Genomic DNA, 14,953 nt, shown 5'->3' on the forward strand with positions numbered 1-14,953 from the left:
TCCCTAGTCTTCGTCGTCGCGCTTGTGGCCGTCAATGCGCTTGTCGGCCAGCGCCTGTTCGGCAGCGGTCAATTGTTTTTCGGCCTTGGTGCGGCCGAACTTGATGCGGTTCTGCTCGGCCTGTTCGGCCTTTTCAGTCCGGGCGCGCTGCTTGCGCACCTTTTGCAGATTGATGATCTCGGCCATTGGTGTCTCCACGGGTTCGACACCCTTGGCTAACATGGCGTCCGCCAGGGCGCCAAATACTCAGAGCGGCACATGTAGCCGCGGCAATGCCAGATAGATGCTGTCGCACCATTGCTCGCCCAGCAGGAACGTGTTGGCAGCCCGACCGGTTTCAACAAAACCCAGGCGCGCCAGGACATGTAGCGAGGCGGCATTGCGCGGATCGACATCGGCCTGCAGATCGGGCGTGTCGGTGACAGCGAAGATGTGGCTGATCACCGCGCGGGCGGCCTCGGTGGCGATCCCCTGCCCCCAGAAATCGGGATGGAGGATGAAACCGAAATCGGGCGGGCGCCAGCTGCCCACTTCGCCAATAACCCGGTCATCAAGCAGGATGAGGAACTGATGGCCTTCCGACTGGTTGTTGGCGATCATCCGCTCGAGCCAGGGCCGGGTCACCTCTATGCTGGCGTGCGGCAGCGTAGACCAAAACCGCATGGCGGCGGGATTGGACATGATCTCGAACAGCGGCCCGAGATCATCCCGTGTTGGGTGACGAAGCGTTAGGCGCTCCGTCTGCAGTTCCATCAGACCAGGCGGCTCTGATCCATGGCTGCCGCGATGAAGCTGGCGAACAATGGATGGGGCTCAAACGGCTTGGACTTCAGTTCGGGGTGGAACTGCACGCCAATGAACCAGGGATGGTCGGTGCGCTCGACAATTTCGGGCAGCTTGCCATCGGGCGAAACGCCAGAGAACAGCAGGCCGTTCTTTTCGAGCAGCTTGCGGTAATCCATGTTCACCTCGTAGCGGTGACGATGGCGCTCTGAAATGCGCGTGGTGCCATAGATATCGGCGACGCGGCTGCCACGGGTGAGCTGCGCGGGATAGGCGCCCAGACGCATGGTACCGCCCAAATCGCCTTCGGTGGCGCGCTTTTCGGTGTCATTACCCTTCACCCATTCGGTCATGATGCCGACGATGGGCTCCTTGGTGGGGCCGAATTCGGTCGAGGATGCGTTCTTGATGCCAGCGGTGTTGCGGGCAGCCTCAACACAGGCCATCTGCATGCCGAAGCAGATGCCGAAATACGGGACATCCTTGACGCGGGCAAAGCGGGCCGCTTCGATCTTGCCGGCCGAACCGCGCTCGCCAAAGCCGCCGGGCACCAGAATGCCGTGGACGTGCTCGAGATAGGGTGCCGGATCGTCGCGCTCGAAGACCTCGGAATCGATCCACTGCAGGTTGACCTTGACCTTGTTGGCAATGCCACCGTGGTTGAGGGCTTCGGACAGCGACTTATAGGCGTCCTTGAGGCCGGTATACTTGCCCACGATGGCGATGTTCACTTCGCCTTCGGGGTTGTGCAGACGGGCCGAAACTTCTTCCCAGGCCTTGAGCTGTGGCTCAGGCGCGTCCTTGATGCCAAAGGTGGCCAGGATTTCGCGGTCAAGGCCCTCATGGTGATAGGCCAGCGGCACATCATAGATCGAGCTGACGTCGAGCCCCTGAATAACGGCGCTTTCACGCACGTTACAGAACAGCGAAAGCTTCTTCTTTTCGCCTTCGGGGATTGGCCGATCGCAGCGCACCAGCAGCACGTCGGGTGCGATGCCGATCGAGCGCAGTTCCTTGACCGAGTGCTGGGTTGGCTTGGTCTTAAGCTCGCCCGCCGAGGGAATGTAGGGCATCAGCGTCAGATGCAGATAGCAGGTGTCGCCGCGCGGCAGATCATTGCCCAACTGACGGATGGCTTCAAAGAATGGCAGGCCTTCAATGTCGCCAACCGTGCCGCCGATCTCGACCAGCACGAAGTCAAAATCCTCATTGCCCTCAAGCACGAAGTTCTTGATGGCGTCGGTCACATGAGGAATGACCTGCACGGTGGCGCCGAGATATTCGCCTTTGCGCTCACGCGCCAGAATGTCGGAATAGATGCGGCCGGTGGTGATGTTGTCGCGCTTGTTGGCCGCACGACCGGTGAAGCGCTCATAGTGCCCCAGATCCAGATCGGTTTCGGCACCATCGTCGGTGACAAAGACTTCGCCGTGCTGGGTGGGCGACATCGTGCCCGGATCGATGTTGAGATAGGGGTCAAGCTTGCGCAGGCGAACCTTGTAGCCGCGCGCTTGCAGGACCGCGCCGAGCGCTGCCGATGCAAGACCTTTACCCAATGAGGAGACCACGCCTCCGGTGATGAATACGTACCGAGCCATGGGCGCTCACCTTAATCACATCAGCATCGATTCGTAGAGGCCACGTGCGGCTCTACACAAAAAGAAGAAGGGGATGTTGCCATCCCCCTCAATCGTCGTGCCTTGCGGCAGTTAGTTCGTCGCCGGAGCTGCCGGCGTTTCGGCAGGTGCATCGGGCACCGGCAAGCTGGCATTGCTGTCGGTTGCAGCGGCAGGTTCTGCCGGCGCAGTCTCGGCAGCAGGGGCCGCTGGCGTTGTTTCAGTGGTCGGCACTGGCAGATCGCTGGTGTCGTCACCCTGCAGCGAATTGAGCGCATCGAGCACGCTGCCCGGGGCTTCTTCGCCGTCAGTGGTCACTGCACGGTCCAGAATGCTGGAGGTGCCGCGATCGAGTTCGCTCAGTACGGTCAGGCCAATCGCTGTTGCAAAGAACAGGGCCGCCAGGATGGCCGTGGTGCGGGTCAGCAGATTCGCCGAGCCGCGGGCCGTCATCAGGCCGCCGCCGCCGCCACCACCGCCAATGCCCAGCGCGCCGCCCTCGGAACGCTGCAGCAGGATAACTGCAATCAGCGCCAGAACGATCAGCAGATAGGCCACAATCAGGACATTCGCCATGGTGTCTCAGTCTATTGGTCTGTCAAAAGATGGCGCGTCATACACGCCTGCGTCCGCAAATGCCAGAGGCCGGGCGGAATTTCCGACCAGCCCTTGGCGCTCACGGCGTCATACGGCGGAGATAATGGTGTAGAAGTCTTTTGCCAAGAGGCTGGCGCCACCAACGAGCCCACCATTAACGTTTTCCACGGCCAGTATTTCGCGGGCGTTCTGCGGCTTGAGCGAACCACCATAGAGAATGCGAATGGATGGGCCCTTTTCGGCGAAGCGCGCCGTGAGTTTTTCGCGGATCGCGGCGTGCATGCTGGAAATGTCTTCAATGGTCGGGGTGCGACCGGTGCCGATGGCCCAGATGGGTTCATAGGCAATGATGACTTCATGCTGGCTGGCGGCCTCGGGGATCGAGCCGGCAAGCTGAGCGGCCACGACGTTTTCCGCGTCGCCGCTGTCACGCTGGGATTCGGTTTCGCCGACGCAGATGATCGGCTTGAGGCCTGCACCGATGGCGGCTTCGGCCTTGGCGCAGACCTGGGCGTCGGTTTCACCATGATCGGCGCGGCGTTCGGAATGACCGACGATGACATATTGTGCACCGGCGTCAGCCAGCATGCCGGCGGAGATATCGCCGGTATGGGCGCCGTGGGATTCGGTGTGGCAATCCTGACCACCGGCCAGAATGCCCGCTGTGGCGCCTTGATGGACCACTTCGGACAGGATTGTTGCGGGTGGGCAGATCACCACCAGCGCGCGGGGCGCTTCACCGGTGGTCAGCATGCCGGCAAGGGCTGTCAGCTCGTCCAGCGAGCCACGCAATCCGTTCATTTTCCAGTTGCCTGCGATAAGCGGCGAGATTGTCGTGGTCACTGTTTGCTACTCCTGCCTCTTGCACCGGAACGGGCTTTGCCCTAACCCCGGCTGTCAAAATGGATTACTAATGCCCTGCCGCCATTGCGGTAAAGGCCCAAGTCTCTGAAACGGAACGTCCGATATGCTCGATAGTTTGCGCGGTTTTGCAAAATCCTGGCCCGGAAAGATCATGGGGGCGTTCCTTCTGGTTGGTGTAGCCGGATTCGGCATCAACAATGTGATCACTGATCTGGGCACCAATACGGTGGCCCGCGTGGGCGACGCGGAGATCAATTCGCGGACCTTCCTGCGCGCCTATCAGCGTCAGATCAATCAGGTAGCACAGCAGCTCGGTTCGGTGCCAACTGCCGAGCAGGCCGTCAATCTGGGTATTCCCTCAATGGTGCTGCAGGATCTGGCGCAGGATGCGGCGCTCGATCAGATGGCGAGCACGTTCGGTCTGGGCGTTTCGGAGGACAAGCTCAGCGAAATGTTGCGGGCTGATCCTTCCTTCCAGGGCACGCTGGGCACGTTCGATCCAAACGCCTTTACCCAGGTATTGCGCCAGAGCGGCCTGACGGAAGCTGAATATTTCCAGGATCAGGGCGATGCTGCGCGTCGCCAGCAGCTGATTTTGAGCCTGTTTGGTGACACTACCCTGCCCGAGACTGCCTCCAAGCTGATCAATCGCTATGTGGGTGATCAGCGTACGATCGATTTCTTCGTGCTGGGTGACACCAATATCGAAACGCCGGCAACGCCGAGCGAAGAGGAACTGGCAGCCTATCTCGAGGAGAACCAGGTCGAGTTCCGCACTGTTGAGACACGCACCGTTCAGATGCTGCGCCTGTCGCCAGCCGATCTGGCAGCAACCAAGACCATTGCAGCGGACGCCATTGCCGCCGAATATGAGCGCACCAAGGACGGGTTGACCAAGCCAGAGCGCCGCACGATCGAACAGGTCGTGCTCAATGACGAACAGGTTGCCGCTTTTGAAGCTGGTCAAGCCGCTGGCACACCGTTTGAAACGCTGCTGGCCGATAATGGCCTGAGCGCAACCGGTCTGGGCACACTGGCCGAGAGCGAAATCAATGACGGCAATCTGGCCCGTGCCGCCTATGGCGTCAGCGAAGGTGGCTTTGCCATCATCGATGGCGTGACGGGCAAGCGTGCGGTGCATGTTTCGGCCATCGAGCCGGGCGGCGTGCCGAGCCTGGATGAAGTCAGCGAGCAGATTGCACAGGGTCTGGCGCGTACCCAGGCCCGCAACGAGATCGCCGATGTGCAGGATCAGGTGGAAGAGTTGCGCGCAGCGTTCCGTCCGCTGACCGAAATTGCGGATCGCTTTGGCCTTCATCTCTATCAGGCTGATGTGACCGCCAGCGGTACCGAGTTGAACATCCTGCCGGATCTTGCCAGTGAAGACGCCGGGCGTATCAGCCAGGCCATCTTCAAGGCCGAGGAAGGTCAACTGACAGCGGCCATTCCACTGGCTGGCAGTGGCAACCTCTACTTCGACCTGACGGCGATTGAGCCGGCGCGGGACCAGACACTGGATGAAGTCCGTGATGCGGTCGCCGCTGCCGTGACCGCGCAGCGCACCAATGATGCCCTGTTGGCGGCCCGTGCTGATGCCGTGGCCAAGCTTGATGCCGGGACGCCGCTTGCCGATGTTGCGGCCAGCTACAATGTGTTCCCTCAGCTGAGCTCGCCGTTTACGCGATTTGGTGCTGCCGATGGCAGCGTCGACAGCGTGGTGGCCGCCGCAGCCTTTGCCGGCGGTGCCGAGCATCATGGTTCGGCGCTGAACCAGTCGGGCGAGCATATCGTGTTCCAGGTGGTCGCTGCGACCCCTGCCGAAGGCCCGCTCGACCCCGGTGCCCAGGCAAGCCTTGAGAACGAGGCGCGTATCGGCATCTATGGCGACTTCGTCACAGCCATCCGTGATGATGCCGGCCTGCGGATCAATCAGCAGGCCCTGCAGCAGACACTGGCTCTCACTTCCGGCCTGTAAATCAGGCCGGATCAACTCGAAACTGGACAATATCACGATGGGCGACGACGATTTTCAGCGCTTCTCTGAGCAATACAATGCCGGGAAATCGCAGATCGTCTGGCGGCGCATCGTGGCCGACCTCGAAACGCCGATTGGCACCTATCTCAAGCTCGCCGAGGGCCGCAAGAACACGTTCCTGCTGGAATCCGTGCAGGACGCGGCCGTGCGCGGACGTTACTCGATCATTGGTACACAGCCCGATGTGATCCTCAAGGTTGAGGCCGGGGCGGCCACGATCAACCGGAGCGCGCAGCTCGACGAGACCAGCTTTGAGCCGGTTGATGCGCTGCCCCTCGACGCCTTGCGCGAGCTGGTTGCAGGCAGCCAGATCGACATGCCCAAGGGATTGCCGCCGCAGTCGGCCGGCGTCTATGGTTATCTGGGCTATGAGATGGTGCGCTATATGGAAGTGCTGCCCGACAGCAATCCAGACCATCTGCAGACGCCTGAAGCTGTGTTGATGCGCCCATCGCTGCTGGCGATCTTCGACACGCTCAAGGATGAGCTCTATCTGACCGCGCCGGTCTATGTGCGTGACGGTGTTTCGGCCCGTCAGGCTCATGAAGCGGCCCAGGCGCGGATCGATGACGCGATTGCGCGGCTGGGCCGGGCCATGCCCGCCACCCCTGCCCTGCCCGATCTGGAAAGCATTGCGGTCACCAGCAATACCAGTCGCGATGAGTATTTTGCCATGGTGGCGCGGGCCAAGGAATACATCACGGCCGGCGATATCTTTCAGGTGGTGTTGAGCCAGCGTTTTTCGGCCGACTTCAACCTGCCGCCCACAGCGCTGTATCGCGCCCTGCGTCGGACCAATCCCAGCCCCTATATGTATTTCCTGGATTTCGGCGATTTCGCTGTCGCCGGATCGAGCCCGGAAATTCTGGTCCGGGTGCAGGATGGCGAGGTCACCATTCGCCCGATCGCGGGGACGCGCAAGCGTGGCGCGACGCCGAGCAAGGACGCGGAGATGGCGGCCGAGCTGATGAGCGACCCCAAGGAGCTGGCCGAGCATCTGATGCTGCTTGATCTGGGCCGCAATGATGTGGGGCGCGTGGCCAAGATCGGCACGGTCAAGGTCACCGACAAGTTCTTCCTCGAATACTATTCGCACGTCATGCACATCGTCTCCAATGTGGTGGGCGAGCTCGACCCGCAATACGATTTCGTTGACGCCCTGTCGGCGGGCTTTCCGGCGGGTACGGTATCGGGGGCGCCCAAGGTGCGCGCGATGGAGATCATTGACGAGCTGGAGAAATCCAGGCGCGGTATCTATGGCGGCTGCGTGGGCTATTTTGGAGCCGATGGCACCATGGACACCTGTATCGTGCTGCGCACGGCGATCCTGAAAGATGGCAAGCTGCATGTGCAGTCGGGCGCCGGTATTGTTGCCGATAGCCAGCCAGCGCTTGAGCAGATGGAATGCGAAAACAAGGCGCGGGCCCTTTTCAGCGCGGCAGAGGAAGCGCTACGCTATGCTGGCGAGGCAAGGATCGGACAATGATGCGGCAGGTATTTGACAGGCAGCGATGGCGGGGCGGCTTCTGACCGTGGCGCCCGATGGGGCCGCCGGAAGTTGACAAAAACCTGCCAGGAACCAGACCATGACCCGCACTCTCGTCATCGATAATTACGACAGCTTTACCTACAATCTCGTCCATTTTCTGGGCGAACTGGGCGCCGATGTTTCGGTGGTCCGTAACGACAAGATTACCCTTGAAGACATCGCCGCACAGGCGCCCGACGCCATTGTGCTGTCGCCAGGCCCCTGCACGCCCAATGAGGCCGGCATCTGTCTGGCCGTGATCGAGCGCTTCCAGGCCGAAATTCCGATGCTGGGTGTCTGTCTGGGGCATCAAGCCATTGGACAGGCCATGGGTGGAGAGGTGATCCGCGCGCCGCATCTGGTGCATGGCAAGACCTCAAAAATCAATCATACCGGCAAGGGCCTGTTCCGCGGGCTCAATGCGGGGTTTGAGGCTACGCGCTATCACTCGCTGACGGTGCGGCCGGAAACCCTGCCCGATGTGCTCGAGGTCACCGCGACCACCGAGGATGGCCTGATCATGGGCATGCAACACAAGACGTTGCCCGTTCATGGGGTGCAGTTCCATCCGGAGAGCATTGCCTCGGAAAATGGTCATGCCTTGCTGCAGAACTTCCTGAACATCGCCCGCGACTTCAACCAGAAGAGGGCCGCGTGATGGATATCAAGACCGCACTGAGCCAGATTGCCGAGCGCAAAAACCTGACGGGCGAAGAGATGCGCGATGTGATGCGCGTGATCATGGCTGGCGAGGCCACACCAAGCCAGATCGGCGCCTTTTTGATGGGCATGCGGATCAAGGGCGAGACCGTTGGCGAAATCGCCGCGGCGGTGTCGATCCTGCGCGAGCAGATGGTGCCCGTCGAGGCGCCCGCCGATGCCATCGACATTGTCGGCACGGGCGGCGACGGCATGGGCACGCTGAACATTTCGACCGCCGCTGCCATCGTGGTGGCTGCAGCCGGTGTGCCAGTGGCCAAGCATGGCAATCGCGCGCTGTCGTCCAAATCGGGTTCGTCGCAGGCGCTCGAAGCGCTGGGCGTTAAACTTGACCTGGAGCCCTCTGGCATTTCGCGCTGCATCAACCAGGCCGGCATCGGCTTCATGTTCGCGCCCAGTCACCATCCGGCGATGCGCCATGTGGGGCCATCGCGCGCCGAAATGGGCGTGCGCACCATGTTCAACCTGCTCGGTCCGCAGTCCAACCCGGCCGGTGTGCGCCGTTACATGCTGGGCGTTTACGCGCGCGAATGGGTCGAGCCTGTCGCCGCGGCGCTATTGGCCAACCGCGCCATCAAGGCCTGGGTGGTGCATGGCAGCGACGGGCTGGACGAGATCACGGTGACGGGCCCCAGCTTTGTCGCCCAGATTGCCAATGGCGATCTGCGCAGCTTTGAAGTGAGCCCGGAACAGGCCGGCCTGAAACAGCACGATCCCAAGGATCTGCTGGGTGGCGATCCCGAATACAATGCCCAGGCCATCCACGCCCTGTTTGACGGGCAGAGCGGCGCCTATCGCGATATCGTGCTGCTCAATGCCGGCGCGGCGCTGATTGTGGCCGACAAGGTGGCCGATCTGCGCGAAGGCGCAGCGGCGGCGGCCGAGCTGATTGACAGCGGCAAGGCCAAGGACACACTGACCCGCCTGGTGGCGGTATCGAATGGACGCGATGCATGACCGATATTCTCAAACAGATCGAAGCCTATAAGCGCGAGGAAATCGCCGCTGCCAAATCCATGCGGCCCTGGGCCGAAGTGGTGGCGCAGGCACATGATCAGGCGCCGACGCGCGGCTTTATCAAGGCGATCAAGGCCAAGCGGGCCAAGGATGAATATGCGCTGATCGCCGAAGTGAAGAAGGCCAGTCCGTCAAAGGGCCTGATCCGGGAGAACTTCAACCCGACCGAAATCGCCCTGGCTTATGAAGCAGCCGGCGCCGCGTGCCTGTCCGTGCTGACTGACCGGCCCAGCTTTCAGGGCTCGCCGCGCTTTCTCAAGGAAGCCCGCGCGGCGGTCAAACTGCCCGTGCTGCGCAAGGATTTTCTGTTCGAGACCTATCAGGTGGCGGAGGCGCGCGCCTGGGGCGCGGACTGCATTCTGATCATTCTGGCCGCCGTGGGCGATGACGTGGCTCGCTACCTGCTCGATGCCGCCGAAGAGTGGAAGATGGATGCGCTGGTGGAAGTACATGACCAGCTTGAGCTTGATCGGGCCGTGGCGCTGGGCGCCGAGTTCATCGGCATCAACAATCGCAATCTGCGCACCTTCGAGACGACGCTGGAAACTTCGGTTAATCTGGCCGTTGGCGTGCCCAAGGGGACGCTACTGGTCAGCGAAAGCGGCATCGTCAATCACGAACACCTGCTCAAGCTCGACCATGAAGCCGGTATCGGCAGCTTTCTGGTTGGCGAGAGCCTGATGCGCCAGGACGATGTGACCGCGGCAACCAGAGCGCTATTGCATGGCGCCGCGCAGGCTGCGCCCTGATGGCCGACGGGCTCACCCATCTCAATGCCCGGGGCGAAGCCCATATTGTCGATATTGCCGGCAAGCCCGCAACACGGCGGCGCGCCGTGGCACAGGCCCGTATTGTCGGGCAGCCGCAGACGATTGCCACCATTATGGGCGGCAGCCTCAAAAAGGGTGATGCGCTGGCGGTAGCGCGGATTGCCGGTATCATGGCGGCCAAAAAGACCGCTGAGCTGATCCCGTTGTGCCACCCCATCCCGCTGACCAAGGTCAGCGTGGAGATTGCCGAACATGGCGAAGATGCCATCCTGATTGTGGCGACGGCTGAAACTACCGGCCAGACCGGGGTCGAGATGGAAGCATTGGTGGCTGCCTCCACGGCGGCGCTGACATTGTATGACATGGCCAAGGCGATTGATCGCGCCATGGTGGTGACCGATATCTGCCTGATGGAAAAATCGGGCGGCAAGTCCGGGGATTTCGTGCGCGCATGAGCCTGCTCCCCGTTGAAGAGGCCATTGCGGCCATTCTCAAGCGCGTGCCGACGCCGGTCGGCGAAACCGTGTCGCTGGATGCGGCGGCGGGTCGGGTCTTGCTCGAACCGGTCAAGGCCCGCCATGACCAGCCGCCCTTCAATGCCAGCGCCATGGATGGCTATGCCGTCGGGGCCGCTGACATCATGGAAGGTCACAGCCTCAAGGTCGTGGGGACCTCCCAGGCCGGGGCCAGTTATGCCGGACGTCTGGGCTCGCAAGAAGCGGTCAGGATTTTTACCGGTGCGCCGGTGCCCGAAGGGGCCGATGCCGTCATCATGCAGGAACAGGCCCTGCTCGACGGCGATCAGGTGTCGTTCAGCATCGAGCCCTTGCCGGGGCGCAATATCCGGGCCCTGGGCAATGACTTCACCACAGGCCAGACGCTGATCGAGGCTGGCGTCCGACTGACCCCGATGCAGATTGCCGTGGCCGCGGCAGCCAATACCCCGACGCTGACCGTGGCGCGACGGCCGCGTATTGCGCTGCTGGCGACGGGTGATGAACTCGCCCTGCCCGGCGCGGCGCTGGGGCCTGACCAGATCATTGCTTCCAACAGCTTCGGGCTGGCGCCCATGCTGGCCCCCTATGCCCATACCATGACCGATCACGGCATTGCCCGCGATGACCGGGAAGCCCTGCGCGACAAGCTCAGCGCCATTCTGGCCGATGCACCGGACGTGCTGATCACGACCGGCGGCGCCAGCGTTGGCGACCACGATATCGTGCAGGAAATTCTCGTTGAACTGGGCGTGACGCTGGATTTCTGGCGCATCAATATGCGCCCGGGCAAGCCGCTGATGTTCGGCACGATCGGCAAGACGCTGGTATTCGGCCTGCCGGGCAATCCGGTTTCGGCGATGGTCACGGCGATTGTTTTCATCAAACCGGCGCTGCGACACTGGCTGGGCCTGACGCCGCAGACGCCCTGGCACCTGCCACTGGCTGCCGCGACCCCAGCCAATACGGCGCGGCGGCATTTCATGCGGGCACAGTTGCAGCAGACTCCCAATGGTCCGGTGGCGCTGCCAATTTCCCAGACCGATAGTGGGCACACTTCATCCATGGCGCTGGCTGACCTGTTGATTGTGCAGCCCGAACAGGCCCCTGGACAGGCGGCGGGCACGCTGGTCGAAACCATTGTGGTCGACGCCTTCTAGGTTTCGGGCCGCCCCAGTTGCAGGAAAATCGTCGAGCATATTGCAGAACATAACTGGAACACATATAGTCGTTCTGTCTATGTTCCGATTCTCACCCCGAGGGGCCTATGCTGACGCGCAAACAACACGAGCTGTTGATGTTCATCCATGAACGGATGAAGGAAAGCGGCATTCCGCCTTCGTTCGACGAGATGAAGGATGCCCTCGATCTGGCGTCCAAGTCGGGCATTCACCGGCTGATCACCGCGCTGGAAGAGCGCGGTTTCATCCGCCGCCTGCCCAATCGGGCCCGGGCGCTGGAAGTCGTTAAGCTGCCGGATTCGATGAACCCGTCGCTTGGCGGCCGTAAGGCCCGCTTTGAACCATCGGTGATCGAAGGCAATCTTGGCAAGGTGGCGAGCCCGCCATCGCGTGTCGCCGCCGATGATGATGGCGTGCGCTCGATTTCGATCCCGGTGATGGGTCGAATTGCAGCGGGTACGCCGATCGAGGCCATTCAGAGCCATTCCCACACCATTATGGTGCCGCCCGAAATGCTGGGCAGCGGCGAGCATTACGCACTGGAAGTGCGCGGTGACTCGATGATCGATGCCGGCATTTTTGATGGCGACACGGTATTGATCAAAAAGCAGGATGCAGCCAGCACCGGCGAGATCATCGTGGCGCTGGTGGATGATGAGGAAGCGACGCTCAAGCGCTTGCGCCGCAAGGGCAATACGGTGGCACTTGAAGCCGCCAACCCGGCTTATGAGACCCGCATTTTTCCGCCTGACCGGGTCAAGGTTCAGGGCCGGCTTGTCGGGTTGCTGCGTAAATATTGATGGGGGCGGCGACGCCCGAAGCGTTGATCGCGGCCTATGGCGAGGCGATCAACACGCATCGCTTCGCGGTCGTCGCGCCCTTGATCGCCCAGGATGCCAGTTTCTGGTTCAATGATGGATCTCATCTTGGCATTGCAGCGATACGCGATGCCTTTGAAGCCACATGGGCACGGCTGGTTGACGAGCGCTACTGGCTGGAAGACCTGATCTGGATCGTAAAAGGTCAGGATATCGCGGCCTGTCGCTATCTGTTTTGCTACACGGCGGTTGTGAACGGAGATGTTCAATCTGGCGCCGGTCGCGGCACCTGCATTGTCGAGCGGCGCTTGCATGGCTGGGTCATCGTTCACGAGCATCTGAGCGCCTTGGCCTAGCGGCGCGCGGTGCGTGACTTCGGGAGTGACGGGCGATCAATGCCGGTATTGGCGTTCAGGCCGGACCGGTGGTCTTGATCCGCAATGTGGTGACCCACTTGTCAGGATCAGGTTCCTGCTCCGGGTCGGTCTCGTAGATTTCCAGACGACAGGCAAAGTGATGACCGTCGGACTGGGTTGCGCTATCCCATTCAATGCCCCGCTCCTTGGCCCAGCCGATCAGCATGGCTGTGGCATCATAGAGATCGTCATAGGGGCCGGTATGGGTGGTCCAGACGTAATGCCCCGCCGGTAGTTGCGAGAATTTTACGGTGTCGTCACCCGCTGCCGCGCGGTCCACCGGGACCCCTGCTTCCACTTCAAGCGTTCTGGCCATATCGATGCGGTTGTATTTGTAGAATGGCGCGCCGGTCGGCGTGATGCCATTGGCGGAGAGCCAGGAAAATAGCGCCGGAAAGCCCTCATTTGCGGGCTGCGCCATTTCGGCCATTGATACGGTAAAGCTGATATAGGCGTAGGTCTGGACCGGCAGGTCCTGGAAACGTGGAACAGTCAGCATAAGGCGCTCCTCCCGCAATATCATGCAGTCGCGCAGTTCTGCCCGCCTGCATCAATGCTGGTGACATTAGAATGGCGCGCGTCAGCGGGCCAGTACCATTGAGAGAATCAGTCGCGCGCGTCGGGCGGCGGTACGTCGGTGCTGGTGCGGCACTCGATCAGCCACACATCATAGACTGCGTGATCGACGGCGTTGAGCGCCGGGCTGTCGGCGAACATCCAGCCGGTAAAGATGCGCTTGGATGTGCCGGTCAGGCTGCGCTGATCGACTTCGAGAAAGGCCGATGTCCGCTGGGTCTCGGTGGCAGCGCGATTGTAGCAGGCGCGCGGGGTGATCTCGAGCGCGCCGAACAGCACGGTTTCATCGATATAGACGTCGAAGCGGGTGATGCGGCCGGTGATCTTGTCGAGCCCGGCAAAGGTCGCCACCGGATTGGCAATGGGCTGGGCCGATACGGGCGCTGCAACGCCAAAGACGCCCAGCGCCGCGAGCGGCGCCAGGGTCATCATCATGCGGGCAAGAGTTTTGAGGTGGCGCAAGGCGCCGTCCTTATTCTGGCGACCAGGCGTCGTAGTCACCGGTCACGCGGGGGCGTTCGCCCTTGTTGAGCAGGCTGCCATCGGGACGATAGGCGGCTGCCGTGCCGGTCAGGTTCTGCTGATGGGGCAGCTCCCAGCTCTTGGCGACATAGTTGGCCTTGGTTGGCACGATGTCGGTGCGATAGTGCATCCAGCCGTGCCAGCCCTGACCAATGGTCGAGGCGTCAGCGGGGCCGGCATAGGTCACATAACGCCGATCAGCCTTACGATCCTGGAAATAGCGATTGCCGAATTCGTCGCTGCCGACATAGTCGCCGAAGCGCCAGATCCACAGACGGGTGCCCCAGGTCTGACCACCCCACCAGGAGAAGATTTCGCTCAGGAACTGCTTGATACCGGATTTAGCCAATTGTCGATTCCGCCGTCGATAGCTGCGAGTGCGCCGGGTGTAACATGCGTGGTCAGATCAGCCTAGTGTTTGGCGGGTTTTTCGCGCGCTGTTTTCGCGCCCCGCTCACCCTTCTATAGGAGGGGCATCGGGGCCAGCTTTGCAGTGAGCGCCACCCTGCCCTGCACACAGCATCTGGTAGTGGGTCACAGGCAGATCACCACAAGCACTGGTAGTGGGCGCATTGTGGATTTCGCGTAATTTTTCTGCGCTTGACAGCTTTGTGACGGTTTGATTCGACGGCGTTGGTGGCATGGTTAGCCCATTGTAAACACGCGCCTGGCGGTGAATTTAGCCGTGGAATCTCGGCACTTTAGCGGGGCTTGTTCGGCTCACATATGCGCCGTTCACGTGACGCTCCAGCCTGCATAAAAGGGGGCGGCCAAGTCCGCGTTTTCCTTGCAGTTTGTCCCCACTATCCACATAATGAGCCTACTAGTGGTTGTCTGAACCACCCCTCCAACCACTAGACCTTGTGATTTCTTGCGTTGACGCATCGTTTGAATCGGCAGATGTTTTGGACAGGCCGACAACACACCATGTCGTCGGCTCAAGACCCCTGCTCAAAGCACTGGCATCAGACCGGCGCCATACAGGGGCACAGGCAAGTTTTTCGAGCCCGGCCACG

Annotated in this window: 17 protein-coding genes; 9 read left to right on the forward strand and 8 right to left on the reverse strand. The window is 61.4% G+C overall.

Annotation, left to right across the window (positions count from 1 at the left end; all coding sequences use genetic code 11):
• Positions 1–3: 3 nt before the first annotated feature.
• From KD146_RS07055 to tpiA, 5 genes are all read right to left on the reverse strand, one after another.
• Positions 4–186, reverse strand: a complete 183-nt coding sequence (locus KD146_RS07055) for a DUF4169 family protein (RefSeq protein ID WP_212658002.1) — start codon at positions 184–186, stop codon at positions 4–6.
• Positions 187–246: 60 nt separating this feature from the next.
• A complete protein-coding gene (locus KD146_RS07060; RefSeq protein ID WP_212658003.1) occupies positions 247–753 on the reverse strand; it encodes a GNAT family N-acetyltransferase in 507 nt (168 codons plus the stop codon).
• Entirely contained in the window at positions 753–2,381 is a 1,629-nt protein-coding gene (gene pyrG, locus KD146_RS07065; protein ID WP_212658004.1) for a CTP synthase, read from the reverse strand. The genes KD146_RS07060 and pyrG overlap by 1 nt, the downstream gene beginning before the upstream one ends.
• Before the next feature lie 111 nt (positions 2,382–2,492).
• The gene (gene secG, locus KD146_RS07070; protein WP_212658005.1) at positions 2,493–2,975 is read right to left on the reverse strand and encodes a preprotein translocase subunit SecG; all 483 of its coding nucleotides are present in this window, start codon (positions 2,973–2,975) and stop codon (positions 2,493–2,495) included.
• A 108-nt stretch (positions 2,976–3,083) separates the two neighbouring features.
• The gene (gene tpiA, locus KD146_RS07075; RefSeq protein ID WP_212658006.1) at positions 3,084–3,839 is read right to left on the reverse strand and encodes a triose-phosphate isomerase; all 756 of its coding nucleotides are present in this window, start codon (positions 3,837–3,839) and stop codon (positions 3,084–3,086) included.
• A 124-nt stretch (positions 3,840–3,963) separates the two neighbouring features.
• On the opposite strand from tpiA, the gene KD146_RS07080 reads away from it, so the two are divergent.
• The 9 genes from KD146_RS07080 to KD146_RS07120 all read left to right on the forward strand — a co-directional run bounded on the left by KD146_RS07080 (position 3,964) and on the right by KD146_RS07120 (position 12,779).
• Positions 3,964–5,835 (forward strand): peptidylprolyl isomerase, encoded by a 1,872-nt coding sequence (locus KD146_RS07080; RefSeq protein ID WP_212658007.1) that lies wholly within the window; start codon positions 3,964–3,966, stop codon positions 5,833–5,835.
• A 37-nt stretch (positions 5,836–5,872) separates the two neighbouring features.
• Complete coding sequence (gene trpE, locus KD146_RS07085; RefSeq protein ID WP_212658008.1) at positions 5,873–7,381, forward strand: anthranilate synthase component I; 1,509 nt, start codon at positions 5,873–5,875, stop codon at positions 7,379–7,381.
• A gap of 100 nt (positions 7,382–7,481) precedes the next feature.
• Positions 7,482–8,081 (forward strand): anthranilate synthase component II, encoded by a 600-nt coding sequence (locus KD146_RS07090; protein WP_212658009.1) that lies wholly within the window; start codon positions 7,482–7,484, stop codon positions 8,079–8,081.
• Positions 8,078–9,100 (forward strand): anthranilate phosphoribosyltransferase, encoded by a 1,023-nt coding sequence (gene trpD / locus KD146_RS07095; protein WP_282221404.1) that lies wholly within the window; start codon positions 8,078–8,080, stop codon positions 9,098–9,100. Before KD146_RS07090 ends, trpD begins: the two co-directional genes overlap by 4 nt.
• Positions 9,097–9,909, forward strand: coding sequence for an indole-3-glycerol phosphate synthase TrpC (trpC, locus tag KD146_RS07100; RefSeq protein ID WP_212658011.1), 813 nt, complete (start codon positions 9,097–9,099; stop codon positions 9,907–9,909). The genes trpD and trpC overlap by 4 nt, the downstream gene beginning before the upstream one ends.
• Entirely contained in the window at positions 9,909–10,385 is a 477-nt protein-coding gene (gene moaC / locus KD146_RS07105) for a cyclic pyranopterin monophosphate synthase MoaC (RefSeq protein WP_212658012.1), read from the forward strand. The genes trpC and moaC overlap by 1 nt, the downstream gene beginning before the upstream one ends.
• Positions 10,382–11,584, forward strand: coding sequence for a molybdopterin molybdotransferase MoeA (locus KD146_RS07110; RefSeq protein ID WP_212658013.1), 1,203 nt, complete (start codon positions 10,382–10,384; stop codon positions 11,582–11,584). Before moaC ends, KD146_RS07110 begins: the two co-directional genes overlap by 4 nt.
• A gap of 107 nt (positions 11,585–11,691) precedes the next feature.
• On the forward strand, positions 11,692–12,405 hold the full coding sequence (gene lexA / locus KD146_RS07115; RefSeq protein WP_212658014.1) for a transcriptional repressor LexA: 714 nt from the start codon (positions 11,692–11,694) through the stop codon (positions 12,403–12,405).
• Positions 12,405–12,779, forward strand: a complete 375-nt coding sequence (locus KD146_RS07120) for a YybH family protein (RefSeq protein WP_212658015.1) — start codon at positions 12,405–12,407, stop codon at positions 12,777–12,779. The genes lexA and KD146_RS07120 overlap by 1 nt, the downstream gene beginning before the upstream one ends.
• 55 nt (positions 12,780–12,834) lie before the next feature.
• On the opposite strand, the gene KD146_RS07125 is transcribed toward KD146_RS07120, so the two are convergent.
• The 3 genes from KD146_RS07125 to KD146_RS07135 form a co-directional block, all read right to left on the reverse strand.
• Positions 12,835–13,338 carry a GyrI-like domain-containing protein gene (locus tag KD146_RS07125; RefSeq protein WP_212658016.1) on the reverse strand — a complete coding sequence of 168 codons (504 nt, stop codon included), beginning with the start codon at positions 13,336–13,338 and terminating at the stop codon, positions 12,835–12,837.
• Positions 13,339–13,445: 107 nt separating this feature from the next.
• Positions 13,446–13,850 carry a DUF2155 domain-containing protein gene (locus tag KD146_RS07130; protein WP_212659139.1) on the reverse strand — a complete coding sequence of 135 codons (405 nt, stop codon included), beginning with the start codon at positions 13,848–13,850 and terminating at the stop codon, positions 13,446–13,448.
• 37 nt (positions 13,851–13,887) lie between these two features.
• Entirely contained in the window at positions 13,888–14,271 is a 384-nt protein-coding gene (locus tag KD146_RS07135) for an NADH:ubiquinone oxidoreductase subunit NDUFA12 (RefSeq protein ID WP_212659140.1), read from the reverse strand.
• Positions 14,272–14,953: the final 682 nt, after the last annotated feature.

It is taken from the genome of Devosia litorisediminis, assembly GCF_018334155.1.
GTDB lineage: Bacteria > Pseudomonadota > Alphaproteobacteria > Rhizobiales > Devosiaceae > Devosia > Devosia litorisediminis.

What these genes read in the sequence shown, in the direction of transcription:
- KD146_RS07055 (WP_212658002.1), bottom strand. Translation starts at nt 186, where the DNA reads ATGGCCGAGATCATCAATCTGCAAAAGGTGCGCAAGCAGCGCGCCCGG.
- KD146_RS07060 (WP_212658003.1), bottom strand. Translation starts at nt 753, where the DNA reads ATGGAACTGCAGACGGAGCGCCTAACGCTTCGTCACCCAACACGGGAT.
- pyrG (WP_212658004.1), bottom strand. Translation starts at nt 2,381, where the DNA reads ATGGCTCGGTACGTATTCATCACCGGAGGCGTGGTCTCCTCATTGGGT.
- secG (WP_212658005.1), bottom strand. Translation starts at nt 2,975, where the DNA reads ATGGCGAATGTCCTGATTGTGGCCTATCTGCTGATCGTTCTGGCGCTG.
- KD146_RS07080 (WP_212658007.1), top strand. Translation starts at nt 3,964, where the DNA reads ATGCTCGATAGTTTGCGCGGTTTTGCAAAATCCTGGCCCGGAAAGATC.
- trpE (WP_212658008.1), top strand. Translation starts at nt 5,873, where the DNA reads ATGGGCGACGACGATTTTCAGCGCTTCTCTGAGCAATACAATGCCGGG.
- KD146_RS07090 (WP_212658009.1), top strand. Translation starts at nt 7,482, where the DNA reads ATGACCCGCACTCTCGTCATCGATAATTACGACAGCTTTACCTACAAT.
- trpC (WP_212658011.1), top strand. Translation starts at nt 9,097, where the DNA reads ATGACCGATATTCTCAAACAGATCGAAGCCTATAAGCGCGAGGAAATC.
- moaC (WP_212658012.1), top strand. Translation starts at nt 9,909, where the DNA reads ATGGCCGACGGGCTCACCCATCTCAATGCCCGGGGCGAAGCCCATATT.
- KD146_RS07110 (WP_212658013.1), top strand. Translation starts at nt 10,382, where the DNA reads ATGAGCCTGCTCCCCGTTGAAGAGGCCATTGCGGCCATTCTCAAGCGC.
- lexA (WP_212658014.1), top strand. Translation starts at nt 11,692, where the DNA reads ATGCTGACGCGCAAACAACACGAGCTGTTGATGTTCATCCATGAACGG.
- KD146_RS07120 (WP_212658015.1), top strand. Translation starts at nt 12,405, where the DNA reads ATGGGGGCGGCGACGCCCGAAGCGTTGATCGCGGCCTATGGCGAGGCG.
- KD146_RS07125 (WP_212658016.1), bottom strand. Translation starts at nt 13,338, where the DNA reads ATGCTGACTGTTCCACGTTTCCAGGACCTGCCGGTCCAGACCTACGCC.
- KD146_RS07130 (WP_212659139.1), bottom strand. Translation starts at nt 13,850, where the DNA reads ATGATGATGACCCTGGCGCCGCTCGCGGCGCTGGGCGTCTTTGGCGTT.